5 protein-coding genes are annotated in these 2,762 nt (G+C 53.4%); all 5 read left to right on the top strand.

Features of this window, described 5'->3' with window-relative positions:
* The first annotated feature begins 56 nt into the window (after window positions 1-56).
* Entirely contained in the window at window positions 57-740 is a 684-nt protein-coding gene (locus Q4Q50_RS22275; RefSeq protein ID WP_311901213.1) for a replication protein P, read from the top strand.
* The gene (locus tag Q4Q50_RS22270) at window positions 730-954 is read left to right on the top strand and encodes a hypothetical protein (protein ID WP_006082025.1); all 225 of its coding nucleotides are present in this window, start codon (window positions 730-732) and stop codon (window positions 952-954) included. Before Q4Q50_RS22275 ends, Q4Q50_RS22270 begins: the two co-directional genes overlap by 11 nt.
* Entirely contained in the window at window positions 955-2,223 is a 1,269-nt protein-coding gene (locus tag Q4Q50_RS22265; protein WP_311901211.1) for a tyrosine-type recombinase/integrase, read from the top strand. It begins immediately after the preceding gene.
* 60 nt (window positions 2,224-2,283) lie between these two features.
* Window positions 2,284-2,499: a helix-turn-helix transcriptional regulator gene (locus Q4Q50_RS22260; protein ID WP_006082023.1), complete on the top strand. Its 216-nt coding sequence runs from the start codon at window positions 2,284-2,286 to the stop codon at window positions 2,497-2,499.
* The coding region (locus tag Q4Q50_RS22255) for a hypothetical protein (protein ID WP_311901209.1) at window positions 2,489-2,762 on the top strand (274 nt) is incomplete at its 3' end. The genes Q4Q50_RS22260 and Q4Q50_RS22255, both read left to right, overlap by 11 nt.

Here is a 2,762-nt window from a genome sequence, read left to right as displayed (position 1 = left end):
GCTGTTGGGCAAGTGGATTGGAGTTATGCGGTGTATGACCCTGAGGACCCCTTGATATGACTGCCAATCAAAATGCGAGCATGAAATCACTGCAGACCTTAATCCGCCAGCCGCTGGTTGGGCAGGGGCGTGTTAGCCAACCTGAGCCCACGGCGATGGACATGGCGATTGTGGACAGCGTGTTTAGCAAGTTGCGGGTGTTGTTCCCAGTGAGTGCGCCGCGGCCTGAGGACGAAGCGACCCACAAAGCCGAGTGGCTTAAAACTTTGGCGGCGCAGGGGATTGCCAGCCGCGAGCAAGTGCAAGCAGGGCTGAATCGCGCCAGACGCGAGCAGGGCGATAGGCAGTTTTGGCCGACACCGCGCCAGTTTGCGCTTTGGTGCCAACCGACAGCCTGTGATTTAGGGCTGCCCACGTTGGAAGCGGCGTTTAAGGAGGCAACGCGCCATTACCATCACCCTGATAAACATACGTGGAGCCATGATGTGGTGCGCTTAGCGGTGCGCGAGACAGGCAGTTGGATGTTTGCGACTGGGCTCGAAAAGGACGTGTTAATGACCTTTGAGCGCAATTACAAAGTCTTATGCAGACGCTTTAGCCGTGGCGAGTTGACCGATGTTGAATTGCCAAAGGCACTACCTGAAACGGTGACGCGGCCGACTGAGGCGGCCAAGGCCAAATCAATTATTGCCAATTTACGTGCAAACTTTGGGCTTAAGGGGGCAAATGATGGCGACTAAACCACTGACACAGCGCGAACGCTTAATGCGCATCATCACAGGCAAACGGTTTTGGACCCTGTTTGAAATCCAGCAAGAGAGCTTTAACCGCTTTGGGGTTCACGACAGCGAGACAGCGTTAAGTGCACGGTTTCGGGATATGCCGATGAATCAGCGGGTAAAGCGCATACGCTCGGGTACCCATCACACCTTTGAATATCGGTTGGAGGGCTAGATGGTGCAGGTGATGACAGCAACAGGCGTAGAGCAAGGCAAGTTAAACGATGCGGTGTTGCGCCGTTGGTTGCGGGCAGGGATAACGCGAGACTTTCGGGACACGCAGTTTCCGGCGGTGCGGTTACGGGCCTCGACCGATAGACGCCAAGCCTCAGTGTATTTAGTGATGAACGAAGCGGGCAAAACCGTGTGGCAAAAGCAGGGTGTGTGGCCAGTGATGTGCTTGAAGACCTTTCTAGCCGAGTTACCTAGCCTGTTAGCCAAACGCAGCATGGGCCAAACGGTAATCAGCAACGAGTTTACCACGGTCGCGCAATTGCTGGCGTGGTTTGTCACCCATGTTGAGTGCAACCGCACCTTAAGCAACAGCTGGCGCAGTAACTGTAAATCGTTAGTGAGTAAACATCTCAGCGGCTGCTTTGGTGAGTTACCGCTCAATGAGCTGAACTTTATCGCGGTGGACAGTTATTTAATCAAACCCATGTTGGCGCAGGGCTACTCGGCCAATTATATCAAAGCGGCGGTGAAGGTGTTGAAACGGGCGTTATCGGTTGCGGCCGATTTACGGGTATTAGACGCCAATAGCTTGGCGGGGTATCGGGTGCAAATGAGTTTGAAGATGCCGCCTTTGGTGGGTACGCAATTAAGCGAGTCGGATGTGGGACCGTTATTCAGCGCATTGCGAAATGCAGCAAGACCGGTGGCCATGTTGTTTGTGTTGATGCTGATGTTCGGTACCCGCATTGGGGAAACCCGTTTAGCCAGATGGGACCACTTTGCCGGTGATTATTGGTTTATTCCGGCCGAGAATGCCAAGAACCGCCAAGAGCACCGCTTACCCATGACGCCCACAGCCAAGAAACTCATCACCCATTACGCCCAGTGGCAATACACGCATGTGGGCAAGCGAGCGTTTTTGTTCCCAGGCGAAGTAGGGCCGGTGAGCATTCGCACCGCGCAGTATTGGAGTGAGACGATTCGGTTTAAGGCGTTTACCTCCCATGCACTGCGCAAACTGTGCCGCACCATTATTGCCGACATGGGCGTAGATACTATGGTGGGTGAGCGAATATTGAATCATACCTTGCCGTTACTGCTGCGCACTTACGTCAACAGCACCTTAGATAAGGGCATGTTGATGGCGTTGGATGCCTACCATGCGCACTTAATCACACTGGGGTTTGATGATGTGGCGCCCGAGATTATGCGCCAATCGACCACTGAGCCGAGTGAGCCAGACGAGCCAATGTTAGTGGGGTGGTTATGACGATGACAATAACAATTAGAAATAGAACGAGTGAGTTATGGACTTCACGCAGGAGGATTTATGGCTAATCGCGCCGCGGATGTACTGAAAGTAGGGCGCCGTTTACGGGGCATGACCCAAGACGAAGTGGCTGAGATTTACGGCATTAGCCGCAACACTTACCAACGTTGGGAAAATGGCCGTACTACTGCGCCCTATGACGATGTGACATCGATATGCCTTGATGTGTTTAAGCTTTCGATTGAGAAGATAAACGAGGTGGCCAATGGGCTTTAGCGATGAACCCGAGCAGAGGATGAACATAAAGGCGTTGCGGTTAGGGCTGTATCGCTGGGGCCGTTATTGGGTGTACCAAGAATTGGGCAAGGGGTTTTCGAATCGCAGCGCCTGCGACCGTTTAGGCGAAGCATTGGGCGGCGGCAACTTAAAGCACGAGTTAAACGTGCCCGCCCATGTCGCCCATTTTGACCACCTCGTTGAGCAGTTATCCATTAACTGTAAACGCGCCATTCGCGCCCATTATCTGTGCAAAGAGCAAT

It is taken from the genome of Shewanella scandinavica (assembly GCF_031932065.1).
GTDB classification, from domain to species: Bacteria; Pseudomonadota; Gammaproteobacteria; order Enterobacterales; family Shewanellaceae; genus Shewanella; species Shewanella baltica.
Note: the sequence above shows the minus strand (reverse complement) of the source record. Positions and strands in the feature narration are given on the sequence as shown.